Origin of the sequence: Hymenobacter canadensis, assembly GCF_027359925.1 — a bacterium.
GTDB classification, from domain to species: domain Bacteria; phylum Bacteroidota; class Bacteroidia; order Cytophagales; family Hymenobacteraceae; genus Hymenobacter; species Hymenobacter canadensis.
In genome coordinates this window covers 3,695,474-3,710,250 of record NZ_CP114767.1, presented here as the reverse complement: position 1 = coordinate 3,710,250, position 14,777 = coordinate 3,695,474, and the positions used below count along the sequence as shown (strand labels likewise).

The following is a 14,777-nucleotide window of genomic DNA, read 5'->3' as shown; positions in this document are numbered from 1 at the left end:
TGCCGCAGCTGCTGGCCCGGTCTTTTTCTTTCATGGCACAGGCTAAAGCCTATGCTACATTTCGCCCCTATGAACACTCCCTTCTTTCCGATTATCGTCGGGGCCGTCGTGCTGCTGGTCTTCCTCTACTTCTTCCCGATCAGCCTCTGGATTACGGCGCTGTTTTCGGGGGTGAAGGTGAGCTTGTTCCAGTTGGCGTTTATGCGGGTGCGCAAAGTGCCGCCGTCCCTCATCGTCAACTCGATGATTACGAGCACTAAGGCCGGCCTGGAGCTGACTGCCAACGACCTGGAAACCCACTATCTGGCCGGCGGCAACATCCCCAGCGTCATCAAGGCCCTGATTTCGGCCGATAAGGCTAACATCCCACTCACCTTCAAGCAAGCCACCGCCATCGACCTGGCCGGCCGCGACGTGTTTGAGGCCGTGACGACCAGCGTAAATCCCAAGGTGATTAACACGCCCAACGTGGCTGCCGTGGCCCAGGACGGCATTCAGCTGATTGCCAAAGCTCGCATTACGGTGCGCGCCAACATCACGCAGCTGGTAGGTGGCGCCGGTGAGGAAACCATTCTGGCCCGCGTGGGCGAGGGCATCGTGACCAGCATCGGCTCGTCGAAGTCGCACAAGGAAGTGCTCGAAAACCCCGACAAGATTTCCAAGCTCGTGCTCAGCAAAGGCCTCGATGCCGGCACCGCCTTCGAAATCCTGAGCATCGACATTGCCGACATCGACATCGGCGAGAACATCGGCGCCAAACTCCAGATCGACCAGGCCACCGCCGACCTCAAGGTAGCCGAAGCCAAAGCCGAGGAGCGCCGCGCCATGGCCGTGGCCGTGGAGCAGGAAAACCGCGCCAAAACCCAGGAAGCAAAAGCTCTGGTAGTGCAGGCCGAAGCGGAAATTCCGAAAGCCATTGCTGAAGCCTTCCGCTCCGGCAACCTGGGCGTGATGGACTACTACAAAATGCGCAACGTGCAGGCCGACACCGACATGCGCGACTCCATTGCCAACCCCGGCGGCCAGAACAGCAGCAGCAAACCCGGCCGCGACGAAGGTCGGCTGTCGTAGGGCCTCACCCCCCGCCCCGCAAATGCTTGATGCGCATTATCCCGTGGCGAGGGGGAGCCAGCCGACTCCGACGCCGCCACGTCGGCTGGTGCCTCCGCAACGGCTCATCGACTCGCATAGAGCACCAACGCAAAGCGCCGCTACTGACAAGTAGCGGCGCTTTGCGTTGGTGGTAGCAGTGCCCGAGGCGCCAGCCGAAGGTGCTGCGCTGCCGTCGGCTGGCACCCCCTCTCCCATAGGAGAGGGGGCCGGGGGGTGAGGCCCTACTTCTTCGTAATCCGGAACTCTACGCGGCGGTTGAGCTTGCGGGTTTCTTCCTGGTCGTTGCTGGCTACGGGCTTTTTGTCGCCGTAGCCTTCGGTGGCGATACGGGTACCTTTTACACCTTTCGATACCAGATACTTTTTCACCTCGTTCACGCGGTCCAGGCTGAGCTTCAGGTTCAAAGCCGGGTCGCCCTGGTTGTCGGTGTGGCCTTCCAGCTTGATTTCCACGTTCGGGTACTCTTTGAGCGTGCGCACCAGGCGCAGCAGCTCGGGGTAGGAGTTTTCGCGCAGATAGTACTTGCTCTGGGCGAAGAAGATGTTATTCAGCTTGATGGTCTGGCCCACGGCGAAGGGCACGAGGTACAGATCCTGCGTGACTTCGGAGTACTTCTGGCGGTCCGTCACGTCGAGGTTATCGGCTTCGGCCAGGTAGTTGGGGGCCTCGGCGCGGTAGCCGTACTGAATGCCCGAGGGCAGCACGATGGTGTAGGAGCCGTCCACCGGGTTGGTTTCGGCCACCCCGATTTCCTCGCCCGTCAGCAGGTTTTCGTACTTGATGGTGGCCGGCACCGGCTTTTTGGTGGCCGCGTCGAGCACCCGGCCGCGCACCAGCGTCACCACTTCGGGCTTGAACTGGGGCGTGAGGCCGATGCGGAAGATGTCCTTGGAGTTGCCGGTGCCGTTGCGCGTGGAAACCAGGTAGGCATCCTCACCGGCCGCCGACACCACGTAGTAGGCATCGAAGTCGGGGGAATTGACGTTGGGGCCCAGGTTGCGGGGCTTGGTCCAGTTGGTCCAGCTGTCGTCGAGGCGCTTGCTATAGAACACGTCGCTCTTGCCGTAGCCGCCGTGGCCTTCCGAAGCGAAGTACAGCGTGCGGCCATCAGAGGCCAGGAAAGGCGCAAACTCTGGCTTTTTGGTGTTGATGCTGGGCCCAAGGTTGCGCGGCTTGCTCCACGACTTGCCATCGGTACTGCGGAAGCTGACGAAGATATCCTGCTCGCCCTGCCCGTCTTTGCGCTGCACGGCCATCAGCAGCACCTTGCCCGAGGTGCCCAGGAAGTAATCGACGTTTTCCTCGTCGTCGTTATAGAAATCCTCGATGTTGATCTTCTCGGGGCGGCTCCAACCTGTTTTGGTGCGCTTGCTCATGCTCACGCCCTTCGGGTCGAGCGTGCCGTCTTCGTTGTAGACGTTGATGAGCACCGCCGTATTGCCGTCCGACGATACCGACGCCAAGCCGTTGGGGCCGGGCGTGTTGATGGGGCCGCCGATGTTCTTGGCTGGGTTCCAGGCTTTATTCTTGGCGTTGCCGAGAGTACTGTACCACACGTCCTGCACGTCGTTGGCGCCGCCCGTATTCTGGGGGCTTTCCTGACGGGCAAAGAACAGCGTGCGGCCGTCGGGCGAGATAACCGGGTGCGTGTCCACGTACTTGGAGTTAACGTTCGGCCCCAGATTCACCATGGCCGAGTCAATCTTCACGCCTTCCGATTCGCTCTTGAATTCCTTTTTTACCATCGTTTCGGCCACGTCAGCAATGCCGATGGCGTCAATCTGGTTGACGCCGTTCACGGCCTTGGTGTTCATGGTCACGAGCACGCCGATGGTGCGGTAGGTGCCCGGCGCAAACGTCACCTGCAACGACCGGAACTGCTCCGGAATCGGGCCCGGGCTGTCGTTGGCGTACACCTGGTGCTTGCCACCGCGCGTGTCGATCAGCTCTATCTTGACCACGGAGCCGGGGTTGAAGTTCTCCACCACCGTCACCTGCTTGGCAATGAGAGATTTGCCGAAGCGCACCTCTATAAACTCGTCGTTGCTTTCCTTGCGCGGAATCCAAGCTTCGTTGCTGACCTGGCCCAGCGGCTGGGCGTTGGGTTCGCCCAATACCTTTTCCGGCGAGAAGGCCTCTTTGCCCTCCGCTTTCTGCGACGATACCGCCGCAACTTTCGCCGCCCACACGGCGTGCTGTGCCTGTACGCTCACGAACCCTCCCACTACCAACCCTACCGACAGTAGAAATTTCTGAACATTCATAAGCTGATTGACGAAACTATAGCCTGCACCTGAGCACAAGCCGGGAGCGGTGGCTTCCCTTGCAGTGGAGACGTGAGGTTGGGCTCCGAAGTTGCGGCGACTCAACACATGAACCTCAAAGGTACGCAGATAGGAAGCCTGGGCGCGTTAAATTTTGATGAAAGCGCAAAAAATGCGCCCGGTTGCGGCGCGCCACCCGATGCACTAACTTGCTTGTCGTCTGGCGTTGCGCTGCTTTCCTCATGGAGTTTCTCTGTTCCGTTGCAAATTCCGTAGGCGCCGGAGCAGGGCCGATAAGCGCCTGCCGAACAGCCGAAAAACGGCGGGGGTTCCTCGGGCAAATCCTGCTGGCTGGTAGCCTTCTGCTCGCCTCTCTTCCAGGCCTGGCGCAGTCGCTCGTAGATGCCGGCACCCTGCCGCTGCTGGCCCGCACCGTTGCCCCCACTCCCGACTCGCTGCTGCTGCTCACCAGCCAGGCCCGGCGCGTGGGCGTGAGCACCTACGCCCAGCGCACGGCCGTGCTGGGCACGCTGCACCTGGGCCGCCACCAGCAGCTGCGCTACCGCCTCCTGAGCGAATGGATTTACGATTCGCGCGGCCAGCCGCCTTTCGTGCGCGAAGACTACGCCGCCGATGCCCTGCACACCATGGATCTGGGCCGGCGGGGCTGGCGCGCGGGGCAGTTTGTGCGCTACGAGCAAAGCCGCGCCAACGCCACCCGCACCGGCCTCTGGCTGGCCCGCCTCGGCTACGAGCAGGCCCTGCCCCGCCTGCTGCCCTCCCAGGCCACCGATTCGCTGTCGGTGCTGCGGCTGATCGGGTTTGGCGGCGTGGTGCAGGACGTGCGCAACGGCCGCCAGGACACCGGCCCGGCCTACGGCTTCGACTTCTCGACGCTGGCATTTCTGCAGGGAGGGGCCGCGCCGCCGCTGGCGTTGCGCGTGCTGGGCACCCGCGCCCAGCTGGGGCCGCGCGTGTGGCAGCGGCTGCTGGCCGAAGGCTACTATGAGCACACATTCGACCAGTATTCCAGCGGGACGTTACGCGGTGCCTACCGCGCCCACCGCGCCGAAGACTACGTGCCCGGCAACGTGCAGCGCATCCAGAGCGACACGCTGGCCGGCGAGCTGACCTGGGCCTATCGCCTGTCGGATAAGGTATCGTTCCGGTCGGTGAATGCCGTGGCGCTGCCCAGCCGGGCCTTTGCCTACCGCCGCCTGGGGCCCGAGGCCGATACGCTACAGAACCTGGGCTACCGCCAGCGCGAGCTGGACACCCGCCAGGAGTTGCGGCTGGGCTCGCGCAAGGTGCAGGCCGTACTGAACTTTGGCTACCGGCAGCGCAACCGCGCCTACGACCTTAGCAACACCCGCAACCTCGCGCCGGCCCAATACGAGCTGGCGTTGGCCCGGGAGCGAATCAAGGACATCACCGAGCAAACCACCCAGTGGCAGGGCGAGCTGACCTGGCTGCCGCTGCCCCGCCACGCGCTTTCCCTGACCGGCGCGGCCCAGCTGCTGCGCGTAGCGGCTCCCAGCAAAGACAACCAGCAGGACCGCGACGAGGCCCAGCACCAACTACGCCTCACCTGGACCGGCCGCTGGCGCGGCAACTTCCGCACCAGCCTGGCCGTGGCCGGCGAGTACCGGCAGTTTGTGTTTATCCGGGCAGCGCTCAGCGCCGAAAACTACACCGACCGGCTGCTGCACTGGGAGCCGGGCTTTACGTGGGCGCCGGGGCACTTCAGCATCCGCAGCACCTACCACCTGTGGGTGAGCTACCAGGTGCGCGACCGGGCCAGCGAGCAGCTGCGCAACCGCGCCAGCCGGGTGCTGGAGCAGCAGCAGAACCTCACGTACCAGCTCACGCCCCGCCTGCTCACGGTGCTGGACTACGCCCGCCGCGAAAACCGCGTGGGGCTGCTGCGCTGGCCGGCCTTCCGGGAAAGCCCCCTCGATACCACCATCACCCACGACCTGCGCGGCGGCCTGCGCTACGGCTGGACTGGCCGCCGCCGGCCGGTGGCCAGTTCCAGCAGCCTGCGCCTCGGCTACCGGTTTCTGGAGCAGCGCACCCACGCCCGCGCCGCGCTGGTGCAGAATGCAGGCGGCTCTTCGCTCATTTATCTGCGCGCCCTCACGCGCCAGCAGGGCCCCGACGTGGCCTACGAGCGGCGGGCCGGCGCCCTGGCTTTCTCGGCCAGCCTATGGCTGCAGGAGCTGCGCACGCTCTACCGCTACCGCCCCGGCACCGGCCCGTTCGTAGGGCCCAGCTACACCCCCGAAGACCTGGACCGCGCCACCCACAGCCTCTACCCCTATTTCGAAGTGGCCCTGGCTTGGCGCGTGAGGCAGTTTTAGGGTGTAGGAATTGGGGATTCGGGCTTAGAAAGTACTCATTTGGTGACGATAAGGGAAGCCGGAAATATAGGGGTGGGCCACACGAATGGCGTACACTGAAGCATAAGCCCCCTGCCCTATCTGCTGCCCATTCGCTGGCTTGGGCTGGGTTACGTTTCGCTGCCTGCTGTATGAACCAGCAGAAGCTGCGCAGCTTTTTCATTTCATCCCAATCCCCTTTCCTTCGATGAAAAAGTTATGGCAACTGCTCCCGCTGCTGGGGCTGCTGCTGGGCGGGTGTGCCCAACAGCAGGAAGCTGATACAACTGCTGCGGCTGAAGCACCAGAAATAGTGGTACCCGCCCCGGCGCCCATGCCGGACGTACCGCTGGCCAGCCTGTGGCAAACCAACCGCCCCGTTATTTACCAAGGCACCATGAACCTGCTGGTGTCCGACTTTGCGGCCACCACCCACCAACTGGACACGCTACTGCACCGGTACGGGGCGTACCTGGCGCAGGCCCACGAAGACGCCGAAGATGGCCGCCATACTCAGCAGCTCACCATTCGCGTGCCGTCGGCGCGGTTTGTGCCGCTTACGTTTGCACTGGGCGAGCTGGGCTATGTCGAGAACAAGGACATCAGCTCCCGCGACCTGACCAGCACCCAGCTGCGCGTACGTGTACAGGACACGGCGGCCAAGGCCTTGTCGGCTCACGACAAGCTGCTGGCCGACGAGGCCACCATGGGGACGCTCACGCTGCGCTATTACCAGCTGATTCCGGCCGAAATGGCCCCACAGCCGCCGCTGGCCCCGCGCCTCACGGCCGGCCTGCGCTTTGGCTGGCACCTGCTGGGCGAAGTCCTGGTGGCCTGCACCTACTTCTGGCCCCTATCCCTGCTGCTCATCGGCTGGCTCGTGTACCGCTACTCCCGCCGGCCAACTACCCACTAACTGCAACGCTCGCTAACGCAACGGGCCCGGCAAATCGAATGGATAAGCCGGGCCCGTTGCGTAAGTCCTGAACCTACGGCTGCAGCGAGAACGTGCGGGTGACGGAGTTGTAGGGGCCGGGGATGAGGTTGCCGCTGGCATCTACCAGCTCCAGCTTCACCGTGTTTTCGCCCATTGGCAGGCCTTCCATCATGTAAGGAGCCCACTGATCCAGCATGAACTCGGCGCCGTTGATGGTGGCACGCACCTGCGTGCCGCCGGGCTCCAGCGTGGTGTTCACGAGGAAGAAATCCAGCATCACCTTCTCCTTATCGGCACCGGTGTATACGTCTTTGGGGCGGCTGTAGAACAGGTGCGGCGCTTTCAGGTCGAAGGCCGGGGTGCCGGGGGCGACCTTGCCGACGGTAATCACGCGCAGGTCGTAGGCGCTGCGGTGCTTGAGGCTCTCGTGGTAGGAGCGCGACAGAAACGACAGCACCACGTGCTGGCCATCGGCCACGGGTTTGGTGAACTCAGTTTCGTAGTGCGCCGAGTAGGGCTGGTTGTCCACGATGTTGTGGATGTGCTGGCCCTTCTGCGAGTTGGCCAGGTGGCCGGCGTGCGCGCCGCCGGTCATTTTGGTGAGCTGAAAATTGCTCAGGTCGTAGTCGAACGCTACGGCGCCGCTGGGCACCACCGAGCCGGCCGGCGGCGACTTCAGCGCTAGCTGCGCTTCCGGAAACCGGGGCGAGTTGGTGAAGGGCGTGAGCCGGATGCCGTTTTTTTCCAGCGTAGCGGCCGTGTTGGCCATGGTGGTGGCGGCGGTATCGGTGGTGGAGGCCGAGGATTCCGTGGCTTGCTTGGCGGTGTCGCAGGCAGCCAGGCCCAGCAGCACAACCGTGCCAAGCATCAGGGGAGAGAAGTTCATACTACGCTGAAAACAGGTGTGAAAGTGGGAAAGAGCGAAGCCTCCGGAAACATCCGGCGCCGGTAAAGCGTTGGGTTTTTGAGTACCTTGCGCGGTACGCATTCATTGTCCAAAAGTATAGTGATTTTCTAAGATGGAAGAAAAACTGCTGGAAGAAATTCCCTCCCTCGACCTGGCCGACTTCCGTTCCGGTGACCCGGAGCGCAAAGCCCGCTTCGTACAGCAGCTCGGCGAAGCCTATCAGAGCATCGGCTTTGTGGCCCTCAAGAACCACGGCCTCTCCGACGAACAGACCACGTCGCTGTACGACGACGTTAAAAACTTCTTTTCGCTGCCCGACGAAACCAAGCAGCGTTACGAAAACCCTGAACTGGCAGGCCAGCGCGGCTACATCAGCAAAGGCAAGGAGCACGCCAAAGGCCGCAACACCGGCGACCTGAAGGAGTTCTACCACGTGGGCCAGGAAGTGGAAGACCACACCGACCCCATCGGCAAGGAGTACCCCGCCAACATCTGGCCGTCGGAAGTACCCGGCTTCCAGAAGAGCACCTTCACCACCTACCGCACCCTGGAATCGGCCGGCCAGGACGTACTGCGCGCCATTGCGCTGTACCTGGAGCTGCCCGAGTCCTATTTCGACGACAAGGTGCGCAACGGCAATAGCATTCTGCGCCCCATTCACTACTTCCCCATCGAAGACCCGGATGCCGTACCGGCCGATGCCGTTCGGGCCGCCGAGCACGGCGACATCAACCTCATCACGCTGCTGATGGGTGCCTCGGCCGATGGCCTGCAGGTGAAGCGGCGCGACGGCAAGTGGATTCCGATTACGGCTTTGCCCGACCAGATTGTGGTGAACGTAGGCGATATGCTGCAGCGACTCACCAACGGCGTGCTCAAGAGCACCATTCACCGCGTAGTGAACCCGGCCCGCGAGAAAATGAACTCCTCGCGCTTCTCGGTGCCGTTTTTCATGCACCCGCGCTCCGAAATGAGCCTGGCCGCGCTGGAAAGCTGCGTCACGCCCGAAAACCCCAAGAAGGAAGCCGACATTACGGCCGGCGAGTTCCTGAACGAGCGCTTGATTGAGCTGGGCCTGAAGAAGAAGTAACAGGCTATAGAAACTGTCATTCCGACGAAGGAGGAATCTGAGTGAAACCGTTCATCGGCTTTATCCAGATTCCTCCTTCGTCGGAATGACAGTTTTTAAGGCCTTCCTTTTTCCGTATCAGCCGCACATTTTCGCTGCCCTCTGCCGGCACAAACTAAAGCTTCTGCTACCTTAGGTCTGTGCTTTCCACTCCGCCACTTCCGCCCCCCGATGACGTGCAGCTGGCGCCGCCGCCCCGCCGCACCGGCGCCCGGACCCGGCGGGTACGGGGGATTATCTTTCTAAAAGACGTGGCGGCGCTGGCCGTTACGGCCTTTGGTGGGCCACAGGCCCATACCGCCATGATGCTGCGCCTGCTCGTAGACAAGCGGCGCTACCTCACTTCGGCCGAGTTGCTGGAAATTATGGCGCTCTGCCAGCTGCTGCCCGGCCCGACGTCCACCCAGACTATCACGGCCATCGGGTTTCGCCTGGGCGGGCCCAACCTGGCCTACCTTACCCTGCTGGTCTGGATGCTGCCCGCCGTGAGTATCATGACGGCCGCCGGCGTGGCCATGAGCTACCTCGATAAGGAACAGGTAACACAGCTGGTGCGCTTTGTGCAGCCCATTGCGGTGGGCTTTGTGGCGTACTCGGCCTATAAGATTGCTGAGAAGGTCATCCATACCAAAACGTCGGTGGCGCTAATGGTGGGCGCGGCCATGCTGGCCTACCGCTTTCAGCTGCCGCAGTTGCTGCCGCTGCTGCTGCTGGGCGGCGGCCTGGTTACCACCTTCCGCTACCGCAAGCACGCCCCCATCCTGGATAAGCAGCCGTTGCGCATCGAGTGGGCCAACTTCATGCTGTGGGGCGGCGTGTTCATCGGGGCGGCCGTGCTGGGCCACTACACCCGCGAGCTGCCGGTGCTACTATTCGAGAACTTCTACCGCAACGGCAGCCTGGTATTCGGGGGCGGGCAGGTGCTGGCGCCACTGCTGTTCGCGGAGTTCGTGGAATTCAAGGAGTACCTGACGGCGCCGGAGTTTTTGTCGGGCTACGGCCTCACGCAGGCGCTGCCGGGCCCCAACTTTGCCTTTGCCTCCTACATCGGGGCGCTGGCCATGCGCGACTACGGCATTGGCGGGCAGGTGGTGGGGGCGCTGGTGGCAGCGGCCGGCATCTTCATGCCCGGCACGCTGCTCATCTTCTTCCTTATCCGGTTCTGGGACCAGCTCAAGCAGTACCGCGTTGTGAAGGCGTCGCTGGAGGGCGTCAATGCCGTATCGGCCGGGCTGGTGTGCGCGGCGGTGTTCCTGCTCTACCACCCGCTACCCGATACGCCCATCAACCTGACGCTGATTGGCGCTACGTTTCTGGTGCTGCTGTGGGAGAAGATTCCGTCCTACGCCATTGTTCTGGCAGGGCTGCTGGCCGGAGCGGTATTTTAGGGAAGTAAACGGGTGAATAAAAACGGTCATTCCGAGCGAAGGCGCAGCCGTAGTCGAGGAATCTCGCCAGCGTAGTAAATGATTTTACCACACTAGCGAGATTCCTCGGCTACGGCTGCGCCTTCGCTCGGAATGACGTGCTGACTTCTCGACTACCCTTTCAACATCAGCTGCTCGGGCAGGCGCATGAGGTAGTCGCCGTAGCCACTTTTACGCAGGGGCTCAGCCAGTTTACGCAGCTGGTCGGCGTCGATGAAGCCTTGGCGGTAGGCCACTTCCTCAATCGAACCCACCTTCAGGCCCTGACGCTGCTCCAGTACGCGCACGAACTCGCCGGCCTGCATCAGGCTTTCAAAGGTACCCGTGTCGAGCCAGGCGGTGCCGCGGCCCAGGATGCCCACTTTCAGCTTACCGCGGCGCAGGTATTCCTGGTTCACGTCTGTGATTTCGTACTCGCCGCGGGGGCTGGGCTTCAGGTCTTTGGCAATCTGCACCACATCGTTGTCGTAGAAGTACAGACCCGGTACAGCGTAGTTGCTCTTGGGCTTGGCCGGCTTCTCCTCAATGCTGAGGGCCTTGTTGTCGGCATCGAACTCCACCACGCCATAGCGCTCCGGGTCGTGCACGTGGTAGGCGTACACCACGCCGCCGTCGGGGTTACTGTTGCTCTTGAGTAACTCTTCCATGCCTTCGCCGTGGAAGATGTTGTCGCCGAGTACCAGGGCCACCTTATCGTCGCCGATGAAGTCAGCACCCAGCACGAAGGCCTGGGCCAGGCCGTTGGGCACTTCCTGCACGATGTACTCAAAGCGGCAACCCAGATTGGCACCGTCGCCGAGCAGCTTCTTGAATTGCGCCTGGTCGTGGGGCGTAGTGATGATGAGGATTTCCCGGATCCCGGCCATCATCAGGATGGACAGCGGGTAGTACACCATCGGCTTGTCGTACACCGGCATCATCTGCTTGGATACGGCCAGGGTAAGGGGGTGCAACCGGGTGCCGGAGCCGCCGGCGAGAATGATGCCTTTCATACGTGTGTTTTTGGAGGGCTTAATAATGTTCTGTCATCCTGAGCTTGCGAAGGATCCTGTCACGATAGAACGAATCGTTCGGTAGTAACGCAGACGTGACAGGATCCTTCGCAAGCTCAGGATGACAGGCGGTGTGGTGAGGCGACTAATTCCGCTCGGCAATAAACGCCTGATTTTCCTTGAACCAGCTCAGCGTCTTCTGCAAACCTTCCTGAATGCGGATCTGAGGCTGGTAGCCGAGCAGGTTGTTGGCCTTGCTGATGTCGGCCAGGGAGTCACGGATGTCGCCGGCGCGGTCGGGGCCGTACTCGGGCGTGATGTCGGAGCCGGCTTCTGCCTTGAGGATGTTGAACAGGTCGTTGAGCGAGGTGCGGTCGGCTACGGCCACGTTGTACACCTGGTTCACGGCCTCGGGGTTCTGCACCAGCGCCGCCTTGATGTTGGCCTGCACGCAGTTTTCCACGAAGGTAAAGTCGCGGGTCTGGCCGCCGTCGCCGTTCATTTTGGGCGGACGGCCTTCCAGCACGGCATCAATGAACAGCGGAATCACAGCGGCGTAAGCCCCGTTGGGGTCCTGGCGCGGGCCGAAGATGTTGAAGTACCGCAGCCCGATGATTTCCATGCCGTAGGTCTTGCCGAATACGTCGGCGTACAGCTCGTTGGCGTACTTGGTCACGGCATAAGGCGAGAGAGGCTTGCCGATGCGGTCCTCCACCTTGGGCAGGGCCTTATGGTCGCCGTAGGTGGAGCTGGAGGCGGCGTACACGAAGCGCTTCACGCCCGCTTCCTTGGCTCCCACCAGCATGTTCACGAAGCCGCCCACGTTCACGTCGTTGCTCGTGATGGGGTCGTTGATGGAGCGCGGCACGGAGCCCAGGGCCGCCTGGTGCAGCACCACATCCACGCCTTGGCAGGCGTCGATGCAGGTCTGCCGGTCGCGGATGTCGCCCTCGATGACGCGCAAAGCCGGATTGCTTTCGAACAGCGCCACGTTCTTGCGGAAGCCATTTGAGAAGTTGTCCAGCACGCGCACCTCTTTGGCGCCGTACTTGAGCAGATATTCCACCAGGTTCGAGCCGATGAAGCCGGCCCCGCCGGTAACGAGGAAGCTCAGGCTGTCGAGCGGCTGGTCGTGAAAAGGAGTGTTGTACATTTCTTGGGGATAATCAGCACGTCATGCTGAGCTTGTCGAAGCATCTCTACCGATTCGCGTGAATTCTTATTCCAAACATCAGCATGCGAGATTCCTCGCATGCTCGGAATGACGTTCATGCGAAGCGGTAGAGATGCTTCGGCAGGCGTACGCCAGATGAGGTATGACGTTCTTTCTGACCTAGCGGTTATACTGCTTCTGGTAGTAGTCCTGATAGGTGCCGCTGGTGACGTTATTGAGCCAATCCTCGTTTTCCAGGTACCAATCCACCGTCTGGCTCAGGCCCTGCTCGAAGGTCACGGACGGTTTCCAGCCCAGCTCGTTCATGATTTTGCTGCTGTCGATGGCGTAGCGCAGGTCGTGGCCGGCGCGGTCCGTCACGAACTTGATCAGCTGGCGGGAAGTGCCTTTTTCCTTGCCGGTTTTCTCATCCAGCGTGTCGCAGAGCAAGTGAATCAGCTCCAGGTTGGCCCACTCGTTTACGCCGCCGATGTTGTAGGTATCGCCCACAGTTCCCTTGTGGAACACGGCGTCGATGGCAGTGGCATGGTCCTTCACGAACAGCCAGTCGCGCACGTTTTCGCCCTTGCCGTACACCGGAATGGCCTCGCCGTGCTGAATGCGGTGGATAGCCAGCGGAATCAGCTTCTCGGGGAAGTGGTTGGGACCGTAGTTGTTGGAGCAGTTGCTCAGTTTCACCGGCATGTGGTAGGTGTGGTGCCAGGCCCGCACAAAGTGGTCCGACGACGCCTTACTAGCCGAGTAAGGCGAGCGGGGGTCGTAGCTGGTTTCCTCGGTGAACATATCGGGGCCGAAGTCCAGCGAGCCGTACACCTCGTCGGTGCTGACGTGGTAAAACACCTTGCCCTCGTAGTTCAAGGGCTTCCACAGATTCTTAGCGGCATTCAACAGGTGTACTGTACCCAGCACGTTGGTCTTCACGAAGGCCAGCGGGTCGGTGATGCTACGGTCCACGTGGCTTTCGGCTGCCAGGTGAATCACGGCGTCGGGCTCCTCGGTGGCAAACAGATTATCCACAAAGGCCTGATCGGTGATGTCGCCTTTCACCAAGCGGTAATTGGGCGCGTTTTCAATGTCGCGCAGGTTTTCGAGGTTGCCGGCGTAGGTCAGCGCATCCAGGTTCAGAATCTGATACTCCGGATACTTGGTCACGAACAGGCGCACCACGTGCGACCCAATGAAACCGGCCCCGCCGGTGATGATGATTTTCATGGCTTAAATTGTTTATTACCCGTCATGCTGAACGAAGCGGAGCGTAGTCGAAGCATCTCTACCGCTTCGTTGTGGGGTAAATGATTACCCTCGGTAGAGATGCTTCGACTGCGGCTGCGCCTTCGCTCAGCATGACGCTCTTTTTTTCTCGTTTACTTACCCAGCGTCAGCTGCCACTTCCAGGAGCTGGCCAAGGCTTCTTCTAGAGAAACCGAGGTTTGGAAACCCAGGGTTTCCACCGATTTGGTGACGTCGGCGTAGATGGCCGGTACGTCGCCGCCGCGGGCCGGGCCAATTTTGTAGTTGAGCTTCTGGCCGGTGGCGCGCTCGAAAGCCTGCACCACTTCCAGCACCGAGTTGCCGCGGCCGGTGCCCACGTTGAAGGTTTCCACCGTCTCGCCTTTCTGGTCGAGCAGGCGCTGCACGGCCACCACGTGGGCCTTGGCCAGGTCCACCACGTGCACGTAGTCGCGGATGTTGGTGCCGTCGGGCGTGTCGTAGGTGTCGCCGTTCACCGTGAGCTGCTCGCGAATGCCGGCGGCCGTCTGGGTTACGTACGGAATCAGGTTCTGGGGCACGCCCAGCGGCAGCTCCCCGATTTTGGCTGAGGCGTGGGCTCCAATCGGGTTGAAGTAGCGCAGCAGAATGGTGCGCAGCGTGTTATCGGGCGCGGCGGCTACGTCGCGCAGGATGTCTTCGCACATCTGCTTGGTGGCGCCGTAGGGCGAGTTGGCCTTTTTGGTGGGCGTCTGCTCGGTGACGGGCAGCGCCTCAGGCACACCATACACGGTGCACGACGACGAGAACACCAGGGCCTCCACGCCAAACTCGCGCATCACCTGCAGCAGCGTCAGCAACGAGCCCACGTTGTTCTGGTAGTACTCTAGTGGCTTGGCCATCGACTCGCCCACGGCTTTGTAGGCCGCAAAGTGAATCACGCCGCGCAGGCTGCCTTCCTCGGCAAACACGGCGCGCAGGGCCTCCGCGTCGTTGCAATCAATGCGGTGCAGCGGCACTTTCACGCCCAGAATTTCTTCCACGCCCGCCAGCGCCGACTCCCGCGAATTCGCGAAGTTGTCAATGATAATCGGCTGAAAACCGGCCTCATACAGCTCCACCACTGCGTGCGAGCCAATGTAGCCCGCACCTCCCGTTACCAGTATTTTCGTACGTTCCATCTATGTTGAGTAGCTGAGTATTTGAGTAGCTGAGTAAAAACCAAGCATACCAGACGGCCTACTCAG

11 protein-coding genes are annotated in these 14,777 nt (G+C 61.7%); 5 read left to right on the top strand and 6 right to left on the bottom strand.

The window, feature by feature from the left end; translation table 11 throughout:
* Positions 1 to 69 precede the first annotated feature (69 nt).
* Positions 70 to 1,071, top strand: coding sequence for a flotillin-like protein FloA (gene floA / locus O3303_RS15920; RefSeq protein ID WP_269559370.1), 1,002 nt, complete (start codon positions 70 to 72; stop codon positions 1,069 to 1,071).
* Positions 1,072 to 1,334: 263 nt separating this feature from the next.
* On the opposite strand, the gene O3303_RS15915 is transcribed toward floA, so the two are convergent.
* On the bottom strand, positions 1,335 to 3,377 hold the full coding sequence (locus tag O3303_RS15915; RefSeq protein ID WP_269559369.1) for an OmpA family protein: 2,043 nt from the start codon (positions 3,375 to 3,377) through the stop codon (positions 1,335 to 1,337).
* A gap of 242 nt (positions 3,378 to 3,619) precedes the next feature.
* Between O3303_RS15915 and O3303_RS15910 the strand changes: the two genes are divergently transcribed.
* The gene (locus O3303_RS15910) at positions 3,620 to 5,737 is read left to right on the top strand and encodes a hypothetical protein (RefSeq protein ID WP_269559368.1); all 2,118 of its coding nucleotides are present in this window, start codon (positions 3,620 to 3,622) and stop codon (positions 5,735 to 5,737) included.
* Positions 5,738 to 5,963: 226 nt separating this feature from the next.
* Positions 5,964 to 6,671, top strand: a complete 708-nt coding sequence (locus O3303_RS15905; RefSeq protein WP_269559367.1) for a DUF4349 domain-containing protein — start codon at positions 5,964 to 5,966, stop codon at positions 6,669 to 6,671.
* Between the two features lie 73 nt (positions 6,672 to 6,744).
* On the opposite strand, the gene O3303_RS15900 is transcribed toward O3303_RS15905, so the two are convergent.
* A complete protein-coding gene (locus O3303_RS15900; RefSeq protein WP_269559366.1) occupies positions 6,745 to 7,578 on the bottom strand; it encodes a hypothetical protein in 834 nt (277 codons plus the stop codon).
* 133 nt (positions 7,579 to 7,711) lie between these two features.
* On the opposite strand from O3303_RS15900, the gene O3303_RS15895 reads away from it, so the two are divergent.
* Positions 7,712 to 8,689 carry an isopenicillin N synthase family dioxygenase gene (locus O3303_RS15895; RefSeq protein WP_269559365.1) on the top strand — a complete coding sequence of 326 codons (978 nt, stop codon included), beginning with the start codon at positions 7,712 to 7,714 and terminating at the stop codon, positions 8,687 to 8,689.
* A 179-nt stretch (positions 8,690 to 8,868) separates the two neighbouring features.
* Entirely contained in the window at positions 8,869 to 10,116 is a 1,248-nt protein-coding gene (gene chrA, locus O3303_RS15890; RefSeq protein ID WP_434086403.1) for a chromate efflux transporter, read from the top strand.
* 152 nt (positions 10,117 to 10,268) lie between these two features.
* On the opposite strand, the gene rfbA is transcribed toward chrA, so the two are convergent.
* The 4 genes from rfbA to galE form a co-directional block, all read right to left on the bottom strand.
* Positions 10,269 to 11,147: a glucose-1-phosphate thymidylyltransferase RfbA gene (gene rfbA, locus O3303_RS15885; RefSeq protein WP_269559364.1), complete on the bottom strand. Its 879-nt coding sequence runs from the start codon at positions 11,145 to 11,147 to the stop codon at positions 10,269 to 10,271.
* A gap of 145 nt (positions 11,148 to 11,292) precedes the next feature.
* On the bottom strand, positions 11,293 to 12,300 hold the full coding sequence (locus O3303_RS15880; protein WP_269559363.1) for an SDR family oxidoreductase: 1,008 nt from the start codon (positions 12,298 to 12,300) through the stop codon (positions 11,293 to 11,295).
* A 180-nt stretch (positions 12,301 to 12,480) separates the two neighbouring features.
* Positions 12,481 to 13,533 (bottom strand): dTDP-glucose 4,6-dehydratase, encoded by a 1,053-nt coding sequence (gene rfbB, locus O3303_RS15875; RefSeq protein WP_269559362.1) that lies wholly within the window; start codon positions 13,531 to 13,533, stop codon positions 12,481 to 12,483.
* A 152-nt stretch (positions 13,534 to 13,685) separates the two neighbouring features.
* Positions 13,686 to 14,711, bottom strand: coding sequence for a UDP-glucose 4-epimerase GalE (gene galE, locus O3303_RS15870; protein WP_269559361.1), 1,026 nt, complete (start codon positions 14,709 to 14,711; stop codon positions 13,686 to 13,688).
* Positions 14,712 to 14,777 lie beyond the last annotated feature (66 nt).

What these genes read in the sequence shown, in the direction of transcription:
- rfbB (WP_269559362.1), bottom strand. Translation starts at nt 13,533, where the DNA reads ATGAAAATCATCATCACCGGCGGGGCCGGTTTCATTGGGTCGCACGTG.
- O3303_RS15880 (WP_269559363.1), bottom strand. Translation starts at nt 12,300, where the DNA reads ATGTACAACACTCCTTTTCACGACCAGCCGCTCGACAGCCTGAGCTTC.
- floA (WP_269559370.1), top strand. Translation starts at nt 70, where the DNA reads ATGAACACTCCCTTCTTTCCGATTATCGTCGGGGCCGTCGTGCTGCTG.
- O3303_RS15910 (WP_269559368.1), top strand. Translation starts at nt 3,620, where the DNA reads ATGGAGTTTCTCTGTTCCGTTGCAAATTCCGTAGGCGCCGGAGCAGGG.
- O3303_RS15915 (WP_269559369.1), bottom strand. Translation starts at nt 3,377, where the DNA reads ATGAATGTTCAGAAATTTCTACTGTCGGTAGGGTTGGTAGTGGGAGGG.
- galE (WP_269559361.1), bottom strand. Translation starts at nt 14,711, where the DNA reads ATGGAACGTACGAAAATACTGGTAACGGGAGGTGCGGGCTACATTGGC.
- rfbA (WP_269559364.1), bottom strand. Translation starts at nt 11,147, where the DNA reads ATGAAAGGCATCATTCTCGCCGGCGGCTCCGGCACCCGGTTGCACCCC.
- O3303_RS15900 (WP_269559366.1), bottom strand. Translation starts at nt 7,578, where the DNA reads ATGAACTTCTCTCCCCTGATGCTTGGCACGGTTGTGCTGCTGGGCCTG.
- O3303_RS15895 (WP_269559365.1), top strand. Translation starts at nt 7,712, where the DNA reads ATGGAAGAAAAACTGCTGGAAGAAATTCCCTCCCTCGACCTGGCCGAC.
- O3303_RS15905 (WP_269559367.1), top strand. Translation starts at nt 5,964, where the DNA reads ATGAAAAAGTTATGGCAACTGCTCCCGCTGCTGGGGCTGCTGCTGGGC.